Raw genomic sequence first — 17,788 nt, forward strand, 5'->3', positions numbered from 1 at the left:
CTGCTCAACCATTGGCACGGGCGGTGTCATCGCGCAGGCGCGGATCAACCCAGGCATAGGTGATGTCGACAAGCGTGTTCAGCACGACAAAGATAAAGGAAACGATCATCAGATAGGCCGCCATCACCGGGATATCGACGAAGGTCACCGCCTGAATGAACAGCATCCCCATGCCGGGCCATTGAAAAACCGTCTCGGTGACAAGCGCAAAGGCGATCAGATTGCCGATCTGCATGCCCGTCAGGGTGATCACCGGCATCAAGCAATTGCGCAGCGCATGGCGCCACTGCACGCGGGCGGTGGGCACGCCGCGGGCGCGGGCGAATTTGATGTAATCGGCGCGCAGGGTTTCCAGCATCTCGGAGCGCACCAACCGCATCACCAGGGTGACCTGAAACGTCGAAAGCGAGATTGCCGGCAAAATCAACGCCGCCCGCCCCGAGGGTGTGAGCAAACCACTCGACCACCAGCCGATATCCACCGTTTCGCCGCGCCCAAAGGCGGGCAGCCACCCCAGCGAGACCGAAAAGGCAAGGATCAGCAGAATACCCACCACGAAACTGGGCAATGACACCCCGACAATGGAGCTCAACTGCAATATATTGGCCAATCGACTGTCGCGATAAACGGCGGTGATCACCCCCGCCGGGATACCCACCACCAATGAAATCACCGTTGCCACCAGCACCAATTCAAACGTCGCAGGGAACCGATCCTTGATCAGCACCATCACATCCTGTTGGTTGCGATAGGAAATTCCGAAATCCCCCTGCACCGCATTGGTGACGAACCGGGTGTATTGGACAACAAAACTGTCGTTCAGTCCCAGCCGTTCGCGCAATTCCACGCGGTCCTGCAGGGTTGCCTGCTCATTCACCATCATTTCGACCGGGTCACCGAAAAACCGGAAGATCACAAAGGCCAACAGCGCCACTGCCAGCATGACAAAAGCCGCATTGGCGGTGCGTTTAAGAAGAAAGGCAATCATTCCGGTCTCCAGTGCCAGGGCCGATCAAGGGGCATGCGCGGCCCCGATCTTGACAAACAAACGTTTAAGTGGTCCGGGGGATGTTCACCCCCGGACAGCCGGACCGCCAAAGGCGATCCAACACTTTGATCAGGAATCCGAACCCATCTGCGCAAACCAAAGGCGCGGCTTGGCATCGGGGAACAATGGCATGTCCGCCACGTCCTCGGTCACGGCCCAGGCCATCGGTTGTTGGTGCAGCGGGATCATGATCATCTCGTCCTTGACGATTCCCAGCGCTTCGGTTTGCAGGGCAAGACGCGCTTCAAGATCAAGCTCGCTCCCAGCGGCATCAATCAATGCGTCCAGCTCTGGATAGGACCAGCCGCCCCAGTTGAAGACACCCGCATTGCCGTCTTTCGAATGAAAGATCTGCAACAATGGCGAATAGCTGTCGAGCAATGGCAAAGTGGCCCAGCCAAGCGTGTAGACATCGGTCTTGCCGTTGGTCCGCTTGGGCGATTGCACCGCGCGCGGCGCCACATCCAGTTTGGGCGACAATCCGATCCGGCTCCACATGGATGCAATCGCCTGACAGAATTGTTCTTCGTTCACCAAACCGTCGCTCAGGCAGTTGAATTCAAATTCCAACCCTTCGGCAACACCGGCCTCGGCCAGCAGCGCCTTGGAGGCTTCTGGGTCGAATTCCGGCAGGGTGTCCAGCGCCTCGGTATAGCCGGGGATCGGCGGTGCGATGGTGGCCCCGGCATTGCGGGACTTGCCGCGCATGACCTTTTGATGGATCAGGTCGAGGTCAATCGCCTTGTAAAGCGCCTCGCGCACTGATTTTTCCACAAACGGGTTCGCCTCTCCGGTGGTCAGCGTGTCGCGGAAGGGGAAGCCAATCATCACGGTGCGCAGGTCGACGCCTTCCAGAACTTCGACATTCGGCGCGGCCACAAGGCGCGGCAAATCCTGCACCGGCGCATCATTGGTAAAGCTGATCTCACCCGACAACAGCGCAGCAACCCGCGTCGCGGCAGAGTTCACCGGCGTCAGCTCGATCTTGTCGAGGTTATGTTGCGGCTCGTCCCACCAGTCGGGATTGACAACAAAGACGGTCTTGGCGTCGGGCTGGCGGCTTTCGACGATGAAGGGGCCAGTGCCGTTGGCGTTATAAGTGGCATAGCCTTCGGTGCCTGCGCCGACATCGGTTGGCATCAGCGCGTCGTTTTCGGTCATCCATTCATTGTCAAAGATATGAATGTTGGTCAGATCGTTCAGCAATAGCGGATAGGTGCCGTTCAGGGTGATATCGACGGTCAGCTCGTCGACCACCTTGGAGCTGACATAGGCCGGCAGGTTGCCTTTGAGCGGCGAGGTTTCGTGGCTGACCCGCGTCAGCGATGCAACGACATCTTCGGCGGTAAAGGGGTTGCCATTGTGAAAGGTCACGCCCTCACGCAGCTTGAAGCGCCAGGTGATCTGATCTTCCAGAATTTCCCAGCTTTCCGCCAGCGCGGGTTCGATCTTGAGGTCTTTGTTATAGCGCACCAGACCTTCGTAGACGTGGTTCAGCACGTTGATCGTGAAACTGTCGCCAAAGGAATATGGGTCAAGCGAGCCGATATCGCGGTTGGCGCCCCATTTCAGCACATTCTCGGCCTGTGCTGTGCCTGTAAATGCAGCAACTGCTGCTGTTGCGAGCAAGAGATGTCGTAGTTTCATATTCTGGTCCCCGTCATGGAAGATTGTATTTCGGATTCGGCAAAATTGGATACGATGTATTTTGGGTGGCACAGTGAATACGATGTGACAAGCAAATTGTATCCAATTGACGAATTTAATTGTATGCGATATGGATTGTGCGAATTTGATGGGCAGAACAGATTATGAGTGACACCAAGACCACCCTGACCGACGCGGTTCATGACCTGCTTCGCAAGGCAATCATCGAACAAGCCTTGAAGCCGGGGATGCGGCTGCCGGAGGATACCGTCGGCGAACAGTTCGGTGTTTCTCGCACGATCGTGCGTCATGCGCTTGTCCGGCTGGAACACGAAGGGCTGGTTGTGACCCGGCGCAATCGCGGGGCTTTTGTCGCCGAGCCGTCAAAAGAAGAGGCGCAGCATGTGTTCGAGGTGCGCAGATGCCTGGAAAATGACGTTATTCGTCTGCTTTGTGCGCGGATGCCGAAAAGCGGCTATGATCGGCTCGAAGCGCACGTGCGACAGGAGCAAACCGTCAGGGGCAAGGACGGCCCGGTGTCGATTCGTCTGGCAGGTGAATTTCATGTCTTGCTGGCCGAATTGACCGGAAACCCGGTGCTGACGCGCTATATCTCTGAGGTGGTTCTGCGCTGTTCCCTGATCATGTCGCTTTATGCCCGCAGCCATTCGTCCGATTGCGCCGTGGATGAACATTCACAGATCATCAATGCGATCCGCGTCGGCGACCCCGATCGCGCCATCGACATCATGGAACATCATCTGGGCGCTGTCGTCGACCGTGCGGACCTGGCACCCCAGTCAGATAGTATCCAATCCATCCTCTCACACTACGGCAAGGAACTTGTCCAATGACCTTGAAAGACGGCTATCATGCCTTTGACTTTGCGGATCTGTCCCCGCGAGAGGCCTATAAGGTCATGATCGGAACCATCGTGCCGCGCCCCATTGCCTGGGTCACGACGATTTCGCCCGATGGCGTGGTGAATGCGGCGCCCTATTCGTTTTTCAACTGTCTGTCCGCCGATCCGCCGATTTTGGCGCTGGGCGTCGAAAACAAACCGGACCGTGGCTTCAAGGACACGGCCTATAACATCCGCATGACGGAATGCTTTACCGTCAACATTGTGGACCGGGTAAATGTCGAGGCCATGGCCGTCACCGCCGCCGGGTTTGAGCCCGAGGTCGATGAACTGGCCATGGCCGGGTTGACGGCTGTGCCGGGGGATCACGTCAAGTGCCCGCGCATCGCCGAGGCGCCGGTGGCCTTTGAATGCGAACGGTATCTGGGGATCTCGGTCAGTTCCGCGCGCGAGATCATTCTTGGCCGGATCGTGCGGGCGCATATCCGCGAGGATGTGATTGATCCCGAATCCTATTATTCCGACCACGAAAAGCTTGATGCGCTTGGTCGGATGGGTGGCAATGGCTATGCCGGGACAATGGATTATTTTGATCTGCCGACGCCATCCGCCGAGGATATTCTGAAAAACCTTGCGGTCCGCACCGCCTCTGGCGGCGCATGACGCTGGGGCGGTGGATGGCAGGAAAGATCGGGGTTTGCCCAATCTTTCACCGCCGCTGCCGCCCGCGCGTTCCGGTCAAATCTGCCAGGTAAAGCCGGTTTCTTTTTCCGAACGATCCCAAAGCTTTACCGTCACGGCCTTGTCATGCGCAAAGGCTTCCAACGTGCCTTGGCCCACCGGGCCGACCCATTCCATCCGTCCTGTGGGGCCATATAATGCCTTGGGCTTCAGCCCGTCTTCGGTGGCGCACATGACTTCTGGATAGGCGCCCTTTTCGGCGGATTGCACCATTGGCGACAGCGACATAAGCCCGAATACGAGGCGCGAGGTCAGGCTGCCGCTTGTGCGGATCAACGAGGTCGCGGAAGATCCGGGGTGACAGACAAAGACGCGCACGCGTTTTCCTGCCGCTGCGATCCGGTCTTGCAGCTCATAGGCGAACATCATCTGCGCCAGCTTGCTTTGGCTATAGGCGGGATTGGCGCGATAGGCCTTGTCCCAGTTCATATCGTCGAACTGAATGGTCCGCAGCCCCATCTTGTAGCCAAGGCTGGCAACAACCACGATGCGGCCGGCGCTTTCGTCGATGCGATCAAACAGCATGCCGCAGAGGACAAAATGACCATAATGGTTGGTGCCCAGCTGGCTTTCGAAACCATCTTTGGTGAACTTCTGTGTCGGCACCTGCGCGATGGCGGCGTTACAGATCAGGGCGTCAATGCGCGGCACGGTCGCCAGCACCTCTGCCGCGGCGGCGCGCACGCTGGCCAATTCAGCCAGATCCATGCGAATGAAACGCACATCGGCCTTTGCGCCGAATTCCTGTTTCAGATCGTCGACAGCAGCGGAAGATTTTTCGGCGCTGCGGTTCAGCATCACCACCTGCGCACCTTTGGCCAGCAGGATACGGGCGGCCTGAAACCCTGCACCGGCATTGGCACCGGTGATCAAATAGGTTTTGCCCGCAAGCGAGCCGAGGCGGTCTGGCGTCCAGCCCTTGGGGCCAAATTGGGTGTCTGTCATGATCCTGATCCTTCCAGCGACGGCCAGTGGCCGCGCAAATGGTTGCTGTTCTGATCAGGGATCTAAATGTCGCGATGGATGGAAAATAGCCAGGATCATCGCGAATACTTGCCCGATTGTATCAACCGGGTTGTTTTGTCCAAATGCATGGCCCTAAATGACCCTCATGACAAAACCGCAGATAAAACAGCTGATCGAAAACCGCATTCATGCGGATGGCCTGATGGAAACCGGCGTCAGCGGGGTCAGGCTGTTTCGCGCCACCGCTGCCATTCCCTGTGCCCCTGCGGTGTACGAACCCAGTGTCATTGCCATTGTGAGCGGAACCAAGGAGGCAGTTCTGGATGGCGAGCGCTATGTGTATGATGACAGCCGATACATGTGCTGCCCGATGTCGATGCCGGTGACGGCGGGCACGCCGGATGCCTCGCCGGACAGGCCGCTTTACGGTGTGTATCTGTCGCTTGATCAACGGATCATGACCGAATTGATTCTGGAAATGGACAGCGCCGGGGGGCTGCCATCTGGCCGGGGCGCGCCGGGAAAACAGGGGGTTTGGCTTGCCCGCTGGGACGAGACATTTTGTGATGCGCTGCTGCGGCTTTTGCAGCTGGGGGAAAGCCAGACAGATACGGCGGTGCTTGGTGCGGCGCGGCTGCGCGAAGTTTATTATGCCATCCTCAAAGGCGAGGCCGGCCCCCTGGCGCGTCAGGCGTTTGGCCCCGGAAATGCCATTGCCCGGTCCATTGCGCATCTGTCGTCCAATCTGGATACGCCAATCTCGATAGAGGATATGGCCGCCCGTGCAGGCATGAGCCGCGCGGTGTTTCACCGCAAATTCAAACAGGCGACAACGATGTCGCCGATCCAGTTCGTGAAATCCATGCGACTGAACAATGCTGCCATGAAAATTGCCGGTGGCGTGACGGTGACCGAAGCGGCGCTGAATGTCGGCTACGTCAGCCCGTCGCAGTTCAGCCGAGAGTTCAAGCGTATGTATGGGCAATCGCCGCGGCAGTGGAGCGATGCGCAGCATCATGCGGTGGGATTGGCGTAAGGCGGGCCAGTCTCTTTGTGGTGCCGGGGGGGGCGGTTTGACCGTTGTATTGCCCCGGTAAAGCAAACGGCACGCCAAATTGTCTTGGCGGGCCGTGGGGGTAGGCCACAGGTTCCGGCATCAAAGCTTTGGGGTGCCAGTCATTGTGCCGCCTGTGACCCGCGCCGCGCAGGTCCATGCGACCCAGCGGTGATGCGCGGCTAAGCCTGAAAGCTTAGTGCGCCATCCAGGATTGATCGACCCAGCTTTCAATATCGCCGGTCCATTCCAGCGCCGTGCCGCCCGGCCCCTTCAACACACCACTGTCAAAGAGGAATTTCGCCATGGTGCCAAAGGTCGTCATATTGATTGTGCCGACCGGCGTGTCCCCGTCGCGCAGGAAACCGCCATCGGCAATCGCCTGCATCGAGCCTTGCACCAGCTCGCCGTTCGGAAAATCGCCAGCCGCGATCAACATGTCGGCGGCCGCTGCCGGGTTGTCCGCCGCCCAGGCATATCCCGCCTGAGTGGCCTTCATGAAACGCGCAACCATGTCGGGGCGGTCGGCCAGAATCTCGGTTGTGGTGCCGATATAGCCGTTTTGCTGATCCGGCACGCCGTAATCGGTATAGGCGAAACTGCTCTGTTCCCGCCCGAGCAAGACGCTGTTCACCCCTTCCCAGGTCGAAACCTCCAGCGTGAAATCAACGGCGCCGTTGGCCAGCGCCTCATAGGCGCCGGTGCCCAATGTCACCGTGTCATATGTGGGCTCGCCGCCATCGGTTTCGATCATGGTGGAAATCAGCGCGCCTTCCCATGCGCTGCCAAACCCGGCATAGATCTTGCCCGTCAGATCCGCAGGGCGGGTGATGGCGGTGTTGGCGCTGTTATAGACCAGCCGCCCGGTTTCGTGCTGCATCGTCGCCCAGAGCGCGGTGATGTCGGCCTCTGCTGCCCGCGCGCTCAGAAATCCAAGCGAGGTCATGTAAGCGAATTCCGTGACCTTCGCGGCCAGCAACGCGGTAGAGGTGCTGTCGGTATATGGCAGGATATCCACCTCCAGCCCAGCATCTTTGTAAAGACCTTGATCCCGGGCCACGATCAGCCCGATGTGGTTGGTGTTCAAGGTCCAGTCGAGCGCAATGCTCACCTTGTCTTCGGCATGGGCGGCGGCGGGCAGCGCAAGGCAGGCAGCAAGCAGAATGGGTTTCATGGTGTCTTCTCCAACAAAAGGGATCTGAGCGAGACCCGCATCGGGGCCAGGTTGGCCTCGGTTCGGGTGTCGCGGGGCGAGGGAATGGGCAGGTCGGCCAAAATCCGGCCGGGATTACCCCCCATGACAAGGACGCGATCCGCCAATTGCGTCGCCTCATAGAGGTCGTGGGTCACCATCAACACGCCGCGCGGGGTCCGCGCGAGTTGTTGGCAGAGCCAGTCCTGCATTTTCAGGCGGGTCACAGCGTCAAGCGCGGAAAAAGGTTCGTCCAACAGCACAAATCGGCTGTCCTGTACAATCGTTCGCAAAAACGCCGCGCGCTGTCGCATGCCGCCGGACAGCTGGTCGGGAAACAGCTGCGCCGTGCCGTCCAGCCCGAATGCGGGCAACAACGGCGCGATGCGCGCCTGTGCGTCGCGGCGATGAACCCCGGCGATTTCCAGCCCGAGGGCCGCGTTTTCGGCGATGGTCAGCCAGGGAAACAGCGTGTCCTGCTGCGGCTGATAGGCAATGCTTGGATGCGGCGGGGTCAGGGCGCTGCCATCCAGCCGGGCGCGACCCTGTGCGGTCAGCGTCGGTGGCAGGACCCCGGCCAGCCATTTCACCACCGATGATTTGCCACAGCCAGAAGGGCCGATCAGGCAGGTGATTTGGCCCTCCGCCAATTCCAGTGACAGATTCTGCACCAATTGGGTGTCCGCTGCGGCGATGGTCAGCCCTTCAACCTGTAGCATCGTTGTCCCTCCGGAAACGGCGCCCGGTGGCCCGGTCGACCCCGTGCAAGAGCGCAAGCAACAACAAGGTCAGACAGGCAGAAACGACAACGGCGGCCAGCACCAGATCGGCGCGAAAGTTGTTCTTTGCCGACAGGATATAAATCCCAAGACCGCGCCGCGCGCCTGAATATTCTGCAAAGATGGCGGCCACCACCGCATAGGTCGCCGAAATGCGCAGCCCGGCAAAGAAGGCCGGCCGCGCCACGGGCAGGGTCGCGCGGCGAAACACGCTCCATTGTCCTGCGCCCATGGACACCAATTGATCCCGATAGGCCAGCGGCAGCCGGGCATATCCCGACAGCAGGCTGACCAGCATCGGGAAAAACGTCACGAGGATGACCAGCAATACCTTTGGCAACAGCCCGAAGCCGAACCACAACACCATAAGCGGCGCCAGCGCCACGATCGGCACCGTTTGGCTGGCCACCAGCAACGGCATCGCCCCACGGCGCAGCCAGGGCAGGAAATACAAGGCGACCGAAGTGGCAAATGCCACCAGCACCGACAGGCTGAACCCGGTTGCGGTCACCGTCAGGGTGGCCAGTGCATGGCTGCCGATGTCGGCCCGGTTCAACCACAGGCCGCGCAGCACATCATGCGGCGCCGGCAACACCAGCGGCGACACCGCCGCGCGGGCGCAATAGACCTCCCAGGCTGACAGCAACGCCAGCGCAATAAGAACGGTCGGAAAGCTCCGTTTCAGAAACGACATTGGTGTCTCCGGTCGCAGGACCGCGCCCCTGCATCCTGTGCAGGGCGGCGGGTCGGTGCGTTCAGCGCAGGCTGGGGGAGTTGGCAGAGGCGGTCATGTCAATGGTGACATGGCCCTCGGCTGGGCCAAACCGCAGGAAAGCCTGCCGCAGAACCTCGAACACGGCGCCGGCGTCACCGCGCAGACGGGTGCAGAAATTCTTGGATTTCAAAAAGGTGCCAGAACCTTTCAGAAAGTCGATGCAGCCATAAATCTCGTCCATATGGCCATCCTGGCCCAAGACATAGAGCGAGAACTGCACATCAATCTCGACCCCGGTGACCGGGGCATCGGTCACGGCCTGATGGGCCAATGTCTGGCGCTCTGCCAATGACAGCGATTGTGCCTTGGTCAGCGTCTCGCAATGACAAGAGGGGTCATCCGGTTCCCCGGGACAGCCGCGCGACAGGGTGACATGCATCGCGACATGATCCGGCTGGGCAGCAACCGTCGCAAACAGATCGCGGATCGCGTCGAACAACGGCCCCGGCGCGCCGACCATAAGCGTCGACATATCGTCGGTCTCGATCCGAAGATCCTGTTGATATGGGGTAAAGGCCTTGAGCCCGGACAGGATGACATCGACAAAATCGGACGTCATCGGGTAGAGTGACACTTGCGCGCCTATAAACATATGTGACCTCGCTCCGCTGGTATGATCCAGATCAGCTGTGGAGGGTTCACGCATCGTCGCGCATCTCAGCCCCGTTCGGGACACCCCTGGCTATTTCGCGTGCAACATTCATTGCATCGCCGGCCATGTCAAGCGCTGTTTGTCCGGGGGGCAGCCTTGGGCCGGATATGGCATTTGAGATCAGATTTTGGACCTCAAATATCATTGTCTGCCATGCCCTGCGGCCCTACCGATCAGGGGGAAAGACGTGGGAGGATGTTATGGACATCGAAGGCAAGACAATCTTGGTCACCGGGGCCAATTCCGGGCTGGGCGCGGGTGTGGCCGCGCGCCTGTTGGCGGATGGGGCCAATGTGGTGGGGATCGACATTGCCACCGACGGCGCGCCGCAGCACGACAGATTTGCGCTGGTCAAGGCCGATGTGACCGCGCCCGATCAGGTGGCTGCGGCGATCGAAACCGCCAAAAGCCGATTTGGCGCGCTGCATGGTCTGGTCAATTGCGCCGGGATCGCGCCGGGACAGAAGATCGTCGGCCGCGACGGCGCGCATGATCTGGCGCTGTTTTCCAAGGCGGTTTCGATCAATCTGATTGGCACGTTCAACACCATGCGGCTGGCCGCCGAAGCAATGGCGGGCGGCGATGCCGGCCACGAGGGCGAACGCGGTGTGATCATCAATACCGCCTCGATTGCGGCCTTTGACGGCCAGATCGGACAGGCGGCTTATGCGGCCTCCAAGGGGGGTGTTGTCAGCCTCACTTTGCCGGCCGCACGTGAATTGGCGCGCTCGGGCATTCGGGTGATGGCTATTGCGCCGGGTATCTTTGAAACGCCGATGATGGCCGGTCTACCACAAGAGGTGCAGGACTCTCTGGGGGCCAAGGTGCCGTTTCCGGCGCGGCTTGGGAAGGCGTCGGAATTCGCCGAGCTGGTGGCGGCAATTTTCGCAAACCCCATGCTGAACGGCGAGGTGATCCGCCTGGATGGTGCACTGCGCATGACGGCGAAATAGCGGGGCGTGAAAGTCAGATTGCATTGGCCGCGGGGCGTGGATGTGCCCCGCGGCTTTTGTTTGGTTCCGGCCTAGCTGCGCACCATGCCGAGGATGTCATAGGTCTTGTCCAGGATCGGCGACGCAATGTCGCGCGCGCGACCGGCGCCATGACCAAGGATGCGGTCGATTTCCGGCAGGTCATCCATAAGCCGCGACATCTCGGTCGAAATCGGCGCCAGTTTCGCCACCGCCAAATCAGCCAGCATCGGTTTGAATTCCGAAAACTGCTTGCCGCCGACATCACCCAGCACCTGATCGACGCTTTGGTCATTCAGCGCCGCATAGATGTTGACCAGATTGCGCGCCTCGGCCCGGTCTTCCAGACCTTTGGCCTCGCTTGGCAGCGCCTCGGGGTCGGTCTTGGCCTTGCGGATCTTTTTCGCAATCGTGTCGGCATCATCGGTCAGATTGATCCGGCTGGCGTCCGAAGGATCGGATTTCGACATCTTTTTTGTGCCGTCCCGCAGGCTCATCACCCGGGTTGCGGCACCTTCGATCACCGGTTCCGGGATCGGAAAGAAATCGACGCCAAAATCATTGTTGAACTTGATCGCGATGTCACGCGTCAGTTCCAGATGCTGTTTCTGGTCCTCGCCCACCGGCACATGCGTCGCGTGGTAAACAAGAATGTCGGCGGCCATCAGCGCAGGATAGGCCAAAAGCCCCAGCGATGCGTTTTCCTGATTCTTGCCGGCCTTGTCCTTCCACTGGGTCATGCGCTTCATCCAGCCCATGCGCGCCACACAGTTGAAAACCCACGCCAATTGGGCATGTGCAGACACTTGCGACTGGTTGAACAGGATGGATTTTTCCGGGTCGATACCCGACGCAATGAACCCGGCGGCCAGTTCGCGGGTGGCATGGCGCAGATCATTGGGGTCTTGCCAGACGGTGATCGCATGCATGTCGACCATGCAGAAAATTGATTGCACGCCATCGTCCTGACTGTCGGCAAAGCGCTTCAGCGCGCCAAGATAATTGCCAAGATGCAGGTTGCCCGAAGGCTGAATCCCCGAAAAGACGCGGGGGGTAAAGGCAGATGGGGTTTGGACGCCCTCTGTCATGGGGTTTCTCCGTCTGGATTTCCGATTGTTCTGCGCTTACCCATGCACCAGAGGGTCGTCAAGGTGAAGGCCCAGCCAGACCGCAGGGATGCCCATGCACGATCCGATGAACCAGCCGCCGATCAACCCCTTGCCGCCGGTCATTGTGGCGCTGTTTCTGGTGATTGCCGGGATTGAATTGACGTTTCAGGCGGGCGCGCAGGGCTTTGTCGGCGGGCCGACTGCGGTCGGCTGGCGGCTGGATGCGGTGCGCACATATGCCTTCTCCGGTGACATATTCGACTGGATGCTGGCCAATGGGGTGTTCCCGCTGGAACATATGATCCGTTTTGTCAGCTATCCGTTCCTTCAGGCCAATTTCAGTCATGCGCTGTTTGTCAGTGTCATGTTGCTGGCGCTGGGCAAATGGGTGGGCGAGGTCATGGGCGGCGTTCGGGTGCTGGTGCTGTTTCTTGGGTCATCCATCATCGGCGCGGTGTTTTATGGCGCGGTTTTGAATGATCCCGTGCCGCTGATCGGCGGCTTTCCGGGGGTCTATGGCATTATCGGCGGCTTTACCCTTCTGCTTTGGCGGCAATTGGGTGCCGAGGGCGGGCAGCAGATGCGCGCGTTTTCCTTGATCGGCATGTTGCTGGCGATCCGGCTGGTGTTCAGCCTGCTTTATGGCGCTGACAGCACATGGGCCGCTGATTTTGCCGGATTTGTGGGCGGATTTGCCATGTCGATATTGCTGGCGCCCGGGGGCTGGTCGGCGTTTCTGGCGCGTATCCGGCGCTAGGGTCAGGACCCTAGACAGCACAGAGCCGCTTTTCAGATCTGTTGGACCGCCGGTTCGGGCGGAGGCTTGACCGTGGTCAATCAAAACCATAAAACTAGTTTTATCGAATCAATGGGGATTTTGGATGAACTGGGAACAAGCGGCGGCAGGATTTGCCGCGATGGGATCTGAAGCCAGATTGCAAGTGCTGCGCATCTTGATCCGTGCGGGCGAAAGCGGCCTGACGGTATCGGATCTTCAGGACCGGACCGGGATCGCGCCATCCACGCTGGCGCATCACCTGAAATTTCTGGCGGGTGCGGCGCTTATTGATCAACAGCGTGATGGCCGCATGGTGATAAACCGCGCCGATTACGCGCAATTGGAACAGCTTGCACAATTCATTCTGTGTGAATGCTGTGCGGATGAAACCAGAAAGGCGGCGAACAATGGCTGATCTGACGCAATCGCCGAAACGCGATCTGGTGAACGGGTTGAAGACCCCGTGGACGGTTGTGGTGATCGTTCCGTTGTGTGTGGCGCTGCTGGATCCGGGGCAGTTCGTTCCAGTTGTGGAATTCGCGCTGCGGGCGTTTCTTGGCACCTTGCCCTTTATCCTCTTTGCTGTGCTGTTGATTGCCTATCTCAAGGCCGCCGGGGCCGAAGCGATGATCGCCCGTGCGTTTGAAGGCCGCGAGACCCAGGCGATCTTCATGGCGGCGCTGTTTGGCGGGCTTGCCCCGTTTTGTTCCTGTGAGGTCATTCCCTTTATCGCCGGGCTTTTGGCGCTGGGCGCGCCGCTGTCTGCGGTCATGGCGTTCTGGCTGTCCTCGCCGCTGATTGATCCGCCCACATTGCTGATCACCGCTGCTGCCCTTGGATGGCCGTTTGCGGTGGGAAAGGCGATTGTCGCGGTGGGCCTGGGTCTGTTTGGTGGCTTTGCCGTCCGGGCAATGGTCGGGGCCGGCGCATTTGGCGATGTGTTGCGGCCGCGCAAATCTGCGGGCTGTGGTTGTGGGCCAAATCCGTTGGAGGGACGCCCGGTATGGAAGTTCTGGACCGAAGAAAAACGGCGCGGCGAATTCCGGGCACAGATGATCGAGAACATAGTGTTCCTGGCGAAATGGCTGGCGCTGGCCTATGTGCTTGAGGCGCTTTTGGTCACCTATGTGCCCGCTGATGTGATTGTGCGATTGGTTGGCGGCGACGGTGTTGTTCCGGTGGTGATCGCGGCCTTTGTGGGGATGCCGGCCTATCTCAACTCTTATGTTGCGCCGCCGCTTTTGGCGGGGCTGGTGGAGCAAGGCATGACATCCGGCGCAGCAATGGCGTTCATGATTGCCGGCGCGGTCAGTTCGGTGCCGGCCATGGCGGCGGTCTGGTCGCTGGTGAAGCCACGGGTGTTTTTCACCTATCTCGGACTGGGGGTCAGCGGCGCGATTTTTGCCGGCTTGGTCTTTGGCACGCTTTATTAAGCGGCGCGCCGGGGCGCACAGGTTGGATTTGCGTTCAGGCCACGCAGGCCTTGAGGGGGCCAGCCCCCTCAAAACCCCCGGCGTATTTCAAAAGAGAAGAAGCCCGCCGGTGGTTAGAACATGTCGTTTGGCAGGATCGGCAGCAGGCGGGAGAAACGGCGCAGTTTTTCCAGCGGGTACGGCAAGACAAAGCCTCTGCGTTCTCTTGCGGGCAGGGCCGCATTTCTTGTGGCTTGTGCGGTCCATGTGGCGGCCTTTGATGGGTCGCCGGTCTGGTCCTTGCCCAGCCATTTTTGCGCCAGTTGCTGCCGCAGGGCGCTGATTTCTGCCTTGCCGTCAAAGGCGATGGAGGCTTCGGTATCCCAGCGCAGCGAGCGGCCGTTCAGATTGGCAGAGCCGACAATGCCGATCCGGTCGTCGACCAATGTGACCTTGGAATGGACATAGACCGGCCCGGCGCCGTGGATTTGCGGGCTGTCGGGGTCTGCGGGATAGGGTTGCGCCGGGGCGATGATGGCCGTGCGTGCACCATAGGCGCGTTCCAGCCGGATCAATCCGCGCATTTGCAGGGCATGGGCGTGGCGGGCATCCCAGCCGTCGTCGCCGCCAAACAACACGCGCTCGGCGAAGGGGGGCAAGATCAGGATCAGGTTCAGGTCGCGGTGGTCCGCTGCCCGGACCAACGCGTCGATCACCGGGCGGTGGCGGAGGAACTGCGTTTCAATATAGAGGCTGGCGCGGGCGCTTTGGATTGCCTCAATCACGGCGGTTTCGTTTTCGCGGATTTTCGGGCGGGGGCCCAATCGGGTCAGTCCCGGGCAGGCAATTGACAATGTCCGCAGCAGACGAGGGCCGGAATGCGGCTGGGTTTGGGGTGGCTGTAACGGTGTTGCGTCGTCGTTCACCGGGGGCGTGCAGTTGCGCGCGGCGTTCCAGCTGTCGGCGAAATGCGCGGCGAGATCACGGCAAAATGCGCCATCGGCGCGGACCGATACGTCGTGCCAGGTGTCTTCGGGATTGCGGTCATGGTCGGGGGTATCAAAGCGGCGTTCATTGATGTCCAATCCGCCAATGATACAGGACTGGTCATCGACCACGGCGAATTTCTGATGGATGGTGACCGGGCGCAGGTGATTGGTCCCGCGCAGAGCGGCCCGTTCCACCGGTGTCAGATCATCGGGGTCTTGCGTGCGCATTTCCGCCAGACGTTTTTGCAGCCGGTCGCGCATCGCCAGCCGCCAGAACAGGCCGGCGCTTTGGCCATGCGGGGCGCAGAGGATCTGGGCGTCGCCTGATACGCAGCGTTGCAAATGGCGCACGGCCCGCCAGGAGTTTTGATGCAGATCCGGGGCAAAGATCGGGTCGAAATCGGCCAGCAAGACCCGGAGGGCAACGCCCCGTGCGGTGACATCGGCCAGCAGATCGGCCCAGGTGTCGAGCCCACGGTCGCGCAGCCCCGGATCGCGCAGTCGGGTGCGCGGATCAAAGATGCGGAAGGACATCCAGACCTTGTGTTCGGCCTCATCCACCAGCCGCTCCAGCGCGGGAAAGGCCTGGGCGGCGGTGATCAATGGGGTGATGGGTGTGGTGTCTGTCATGATCTGCGCCGACGTAGTGTGCTCTTTAGTTCGTGCAAGCTGAAGGCGCCAAACACCTGGCCAAAGATGAAATAGGCCAGCGAGCCGAGCAGGATCAGCGCGGCCAGTGCCGGATAGCGGATGTAGTCCATCACCAGATAGCGCCCAAGTGCCGCATTCAGCCCCCAGAGCACCAGCCCCATGGCCAGAGATGCGGCGATGATCCGCCAGATGCGGCGGCGGAACCGGGCATCGAACCGGGCGGTGTCGCCAAACCGGCGCGCGCCGACCGCCAGAAGGACCACCATCGCCCATCCCGCCAGCGACGTGGCAATCGCCGGGGCGATCCAGCCCAAAGCATAAGACAGGCCGATCGCAATCACCGCATTGATCGCCATCGCCCAAAGCGCATAGCGGAACGGGCTGCGGGTGTCTTCGCGGGCGAAAAACAGCGGTTGCAGTAGTTTTTGCAACACAAAGGCGGGCAGGCCGAGGCCATAGATGGCCACCGCGACGGCGATGGCGGCGCTGTCGTCGGGGCCTGTGGCGCCGCGTTCGAACAGGACCGATACCAACGGCAGCGGGATCACCACCAAGGCCACCGCACAGGGTAGGGTCAGGGCCAGAGATATTTCACCGGCGCGCGACAGGGCTTCGCGTGCTCCTGTGTCGTCTGCGGCCTTCAGGCGGCGGGACAGATCCGGCAAAAGGACAATCCCGACCGCAATCCCCACCACACCCAGGGGCAATTGATAGAGCCGGTCCGCCGCATAGAGCCAGCCAACTGCATTGGCAAAATGCGAGGCCACCTGCTGGCCGACCAGCAGGTTGATCTGCATCACGCCGCCGGCCAGCGCCGCGGGCAGGGCAACGATGGCCAGACGTTTCATGTCGGGTGTCAGGCGCGGGCGCTGCCATTGCAACCGGAACCCGGCGCGGCGCACCGCCACCCAGACCAGCGCCAGCTGGGCGATCCCGGAAAATGGCACGGTCCAGATCAGCACCTGGGCAATTGGCCCGTCCACCAGCGCAGCAATGCCCATCGTGACCAGCACAAAGACGTTCAACAGCACCGGCGCGGCGGCGGCGGCGGCAAAATGGCCAGCGGCATTCAACATGCCAGAGCAAAGCGCCGCCAAGGAAATGAACAGGATATAGGGAAATACGATCCGGCCGAAATCCACCGTCAGATCAAAGCGTTCATTGCCGGAAAATCCCCCCGCCGTGGCCCAGACCAGCACCGGCATGAAGACCAGCGCCAGACCCGTCAAACACAAAAGGACAAAGGCCAGTCCCGACATCGCTTCCGAGGCAAAGCCATCCGGGTTTTCACCGGCCTCCAGCCGTTTGGAAAACATCGGCACAAAGGCGGCATTGAACGCGCCTTCGGCAAAGAACCGGCGAAACATATTGGGCAGACGAAAGGCCGCAACAAAGGCATCCATCACCGGGCCGGGGCCAACCAGCCCGAGGATCATCACCTCGCGCGCGACGCCCAGAACCCGGCTCATCAAGGTCCAGAGGCCGACGGTAAAGATGCCGGAAATCAAACGGATGGGTTTCATGTGTCAGCCGGTCCTTGCGCGCATGGGACCGGCTTAGCCTATTGGCTGTTGCGGCGGAAGGGGCGGCGGCCCCGACCTGACAAATACAGCTGCGCGCACAGGGGCTAGGCGCTTGACGACAGTTTCATTAGGATCAAACCGGCAAAGATCAGCGCCGCCGCCGCCACCCGCAGGCCGGTCACCGGTTCGCCAAGCAGCGCAATCCCAAGGATAAAGGCCCCCAAAGCGCCAATTCCGGTCCAGATCATATAGGCGGTGCCCATCGGCAAAACGCGAATGGCCAGCGCCAGCAAGCCGAAACTGCCGATCATGAAGCCGACCGTGGCCAGACTGGGCCAGAGGCGCGTGAAGCCAAACGACAGCTTCATCGAATAAACCCAGCCGATTTCCAGCAAGCCAGCAATGAAAAGATAAATCCAGGCCATCAAAGCCCCCTTTGGTTCAACCGCCGGGCCGTCCCGGACATGCCTCCTCAGGATCACGATCAAGATCCGGGGCGAGGACGTGGCCTCTGGCCCCTTAATTAGGGATTTTTGGGTGTGTTGCCAACCGCAAACGCAAAAAAGCCCCGCCAGGCAAGGCGGGGCAAGTTGGTGCCAGCGCATAGCGCGCGGCACCGGCGGTGTGCCGTTTGTTTTT

18 protein-coding genes and 1 riboswitch are annotated in these 17,788 nt (G+C 60.4%); of the genes, 7 read left to right on the forward strand and 11 right to left on the reverse strand.

The window, feature by feature from the left end; all coding sequences use genetic code 11:
• Positions 1-4: 4 nt before the first annotated feature.
• Entirely contained in the window at positions 5-988 is a 984-nt protein-coding gene (locus Q4577_RS15600; protein WP_303470656.1) for an ABC transporter permease, read from the reverse strand.
• 129 nt (positions 989-1,117) lie between these two features.
• A complete protein-coding gene (locus Q4577_RS15605; RefSeq protein WP_244684861.1) occupies positions 1,118-2,695 on the reverse strand; it encodes an ABC transporter substrate-binding protein in 1,578 nt (525 codons plus the stop codon).
• Between the two features lie 164 nt (positions 2,696-2,859).
• Here Q4577_RS15605 and Q4577_RS15610 point away from each other — a divergent pair, with 164 nt between their 5' ends.
• Positions 2,860-3,549: a GntR family transcriptional regulator gene (locus tag Q4577_RS15610; protein ID WP_303470658.1), complete on the forward strand. Its 690-nt coding sequence runs from the start codon at positions 2,860-2,862 to the stop codon at positions 3,547-3,549.
• The gene (locus tag Q4577_RS15615) at positions 3,546-4,220 is read left to right on the forward strand and encodes a flavin reductase family protein (protein WP_244684865.1); all 675 of its coding nucleotides are present in this window, start codon (positions 3,546-3,548) and stop codon (positions 4,218-4,220) included. The genes Q4577_RS15610 and Q4577_RS15615 overlap by 4 nt, the downstream gene beginning before the upstream one ends.
• Before the next feature lie 75 nt (positions 4,221-4,295).
• Here Q4577_RS15615 and Q4577_RS15620 read toward each other — a convergent pair whose 3' ends face one another.
• Positions 4,296-5,243: an SDR family oxidoreductase gene (locus tag Q4577_RS15620; RefSeq protein WP_303470661.1), complete on the reverse strand. Its 948-nt coding sequence runs from the start codon at positions 5,241-5,243 to the stop codon at positions 4,296-4,298.
• A 157-nt stretch (positions 5,244-5,400) separates the two neighbouring features.
• Here Q4577_RS15620 and Q4577_RS15625 point away from each other — a divergent pair, with 157 nt between their 5' ends.
• Complete coding sequence (locus Q4577_RS15625; protein WP_303470663.1) at positions 5,401-6,300, forward strand: AraC family transcriptional regulator; 900 nt, start codon at positions 5,401-5,403, stop codon at positions 6,298-6,300.
• A 214-nt stretch (positions 6,301-6,514) separates the two neighbouring features.
• Here the strand turns inward: Q4577_RS15625 and Q4577_RS15630 are convergent, their stop codons facing one another.
• The 4 genes from Q4577_RS15630 to Q4577_RS15645 form a co-directional block, all read right to left on the reverse strand.
• Complete coding sequence (locus tag Q4577_RS15630) at positions 6,515-7,492, reverse strand: ABC transporter substrate-binding protein (protein WP_303470666.1); 978 nt, start codon at positions 7,490-7,492, stop codon at positions 6,515-6,517.
• The gene (locus Q4577_RS15635; RefSeq protein WP_303470670.1) at positions 7,489-8,229 is read right to left on the reverse strand and encodes an ABC transporter ATP-binding protein; all 741 of its coding nucleotides are present in this window, start codon (positions 8,227-8,229) and stop codon (positions 7,489-7,491) included. The genes Q4577_RS15630 and Q4577_RS15635 overlap by 4 nt, the downstream gene beginning before the upstream one ends.
• Positions 8,216-8,983, reverse strand: a complete 768-nt coding sequence (locus Q4577_RS15640; protein ID WP_303470673.1) for an ABC transporter permease — start codon at positions 8,981-8,983, stop codon at positions 8,216-8,218. Before Q4577_RS15640 ends, Q4577_RS15635 begins: the two co-directional genes overlap by 14 nt.
• A 61-nt stretch (positions 8,984-9,044) precedes the next feature.
• A complete protein-coding gene (locus Q4577_RS15645) occupies positions 9,045-9,638 on the reverse strand; it encodes a Ykof family thiamine-binding protein (RefSeq protein WP_244684877.1) in 594 nt (197 codons plus the stop codon).
• Positions 9,639-9,647: 9 nt separating this feature from the next.
• Positions 9,648-9,754: riboswitch (TPP riboswitch) on the reverse strand.
• A 162-nt stretch (positions 9,755-9,916) separates the two neighbouring features.
• Here Q4577_RS15645 and Q4577_RS15650 point away from each other — a divergent pair.
• Positions 9,917-10,669, forward strand: a complete 753-nt coding sequence (locus Q4577_RS15650; protein WP_303470675.1) for an SDR family NAD(P)-dependent oxidoreductase — start codon at positions 9,917-9,919, stop codon at positions 10,667-10,669.
• Between the two features lie 71 nt (positions 10,670-10,740).
• Here the strand turns inward: Q4577_RS15650 and trpS are convergent, their stop codons facing one another.
• The gene (gene trpS, locus Q4577_RS15655) at positions 10,741-11,775 is read right to left on the reverse strand and encodes a tryptophan--tRNA ligase (RefSeq protein ID WP_303470677.1); all 1,035 of its coding nucleotides are present in this window, start codon (positions 11,773-11,775) and stop codon (positions 10,741-10,743) included.
• A gap of 94 nt (positions 11,776-11,869) precedes the next feature.
• On the opposite strand from trpS, the gene Q4577_RS15660 reads away from it, so the two are divergent.
• From Q4577_RS15660 to Q4577_RS15670, 3 genes are all read left to right on the forward strand, one after another.
• On the forward strand, positions 11,870-12,553 hold the full coding sequence (locus tag Q4577_RS15660; protein ID WP_303470679.1) for a rhomboid family intramembrane serine protease: 684 nt from the start codon (positions 11,870-11,872) through the stop codon (positions 12,551-12,553).
• A 124-nt stretch (positions 12,554-12,677) separates the two neighbouring features.
• On the forward strand, positions 12,678-12,989 hold the full coding sequence (locus Q4577_RS15665; RefSeq protein WP_244684883.1) for a helix-turn-helix transcriptional regulator: 312 nt from the start codon (positions 12,678-12,680) through the stop codon (positions 12,987-12,989).
• Positions 12,982-14,007 carry a permease gene (locus Q4577_RS15670; protein WP_303470682.1) on the forward strand — a complete coding sequence of 342 codons (1,026 nt, stop codon included), beginning with the start codon at positions 12,982-12,984 and terminating at the stop codon, positions 14,005-14,007. Before Q4577_RS15665 ends, Q4577_RS15670 begins: the two co-directional genes overlap by 8 nt.
• 113 nt (positions 14,008-14,120) lie before the next feature.
• Here the strand turns inward: Q4577_RS15670 and Q4577_RS15675 are convergent, their stop codons facing one another.
• From Q4577_RS15675 to Q4577_RS15685, 3 genes are all read right to left on the reverse strand, one after another.
• Complete coding sequence (locus Q4577_RS15675) at positions 14,121-15,605, reverse strand: phospholipase D family protein (protein ID WP_303470685.1); 1,485 nt, start codon at positions 15,603-15,605, stop codon at positions 14,121-14,123.
• Entirely contained in the window at positions 15,602-17,149 is a 1,548-nt protein-coding gene (murJ, locus tag Q4577_RS15680; protein ID WP_303470687.1) for a murein biosynthesis integral membrane protein MurJ, read from the reverse strand. Before murJ ends, Q4577_RS15675 begins: the two co-directional genes overlap by 4 nt.
• A 104-nt stretch (positions 17,150-17,253) precedes the next feature.
• Positions 17,254-17,574, reverse strand: a complete 321-nt coding sequence (locus tag Q4577_RS15685; protein WP_244684898.1) for a multidrug efflux SMR transporter — start codon at positions 17,572-17,574, stop codon at positions 17,254-17,256.
• Positions 17,575-17,788 lie beyond the last annotated feature (214 nt).

This window comes from Marinovum sp. 2_MG-2023, from assembly GCF_030548265.1.
Taxonomy (GTDB): Bacteria; Pseudomonadota; Alphaproteobacteria; order Rhodobacterales; family Rhodobacteraceae; genus Marinovum.